1 protein-coding gene is annotated in these 301 nt (G+C 60.1%); it reads left to right on the forward strand.

The window, feature by feature from the left end:
- Window positions 1-301, forward strand: a 301-nt coding sequence (locus ACYP03_RS25515; RefSeq protein ID WP_459782607.1) for an alpha-ketoglutarate-dependent dioxygenase AlkB family protein, incomplete at both ends; no start/stop codon positions are given.

Here is a 301-nt window from a genome sequence, read left to right on the forward strand (position 1 = left end):
CTCGCCGGGCGAGTGGATTGCTATTGATGGCGGCTTGCTGTTCTGGGCGCCGGCCTTTTTTACCGTTTCCGACTCAGATCGCTATTTCCGCGCGCTGCGCCAGTCGCTCAACTGGCAGCAGGAAGCCATTACACTGTATGGTCGCCGGGTGATGCAGCCGCGTTTGCAGGCCTGGTGCGGGGAGGCTTCCTATACCTACTCGGGGCTGACTATGCAGCCGGACCCATGGACGCCAGCCTTGCTGCAGATAAAGGCCACCTGTGAACAAGTGGCGAATACCCGTGTTAATTCGGTGCTGGCG

It is taken from the genome of Photobacterium sp. R1, from assembly GCF_054600795.1.